The 666-nt window shown below is 65.9% G+C and carries 1 pseudogene; it reads right to left on the minus strand.

The features are described from left to right. Window positions 1-5 precede the first annotated feature (5 nt). Window positions 6-320 (minus strand): annotated as a pseudogene (locus ACU8YC_RS25385) (rRNA adenine N-6-methyltransferase family protein); the annotation flags it as partial. Between the last annotated feature and the right edge of the window lie 346 nt (window positions 321-666).

Here is a 666-nt window from a genome sequence, read left to right on the forward strand (position 1 = left end):
GTCTAGGTAAAAAGATGGAACATCAGCGGCGTGGAGGTGTTGTACGGCAGGTTATCGACTACGCGCAGCGGTTGCCCCATTGTTTGGGCGAGTTCGCCCAAGTTCATGGTCATGGCGTCTTGCTGATAACTCGACAGCTTCGGCCCTAAAAACGGGCGCGTGTGCAGGCGCGCGGCGAGATCGCGGCGTAACTCAATGACCGTGGGCTGGTCACAGCAGTCGCCCTCTGGAGCGGTTGACGCAGCCGGGCCACGGCCGACTCCGCCCATCGTGGACTCGACCCTCGTCCTCGGTGCGATAGCAGACACCCTCACGTCAACAGCCTCTCCTCACCCTCCTCCAGAGACCACAGGTTGCATCCCCGCGGTTCCTGGGCGGCACGGCTACGTCCCGGCGGGCGCGTGCGGCGCGAAGTGGGCGTACGATGTGAGCACGGAGCTGGGACTGCTCTTTGTGGCGCTATACGGGGTGAGCCTCGGCGCACACGTGGTGCAGGCAGCACGGGCGCGGAAGCTCCCACGTACGCCGTGGCCCTGGCCGCTGCTGGCGGGATGCGCGATGCAAGTCGCAGAATTCGCGATGCGCGCTGCGAGCGCCTTAGACCAGCAGAGCCGGGTACGCGCCGCGGCAGCGCAGGCTCTGGGCCTCGCGGCACCCGTATTGCTT

Source organism: Citrobacter sp. VF227 (assembly GCF_052950715.1).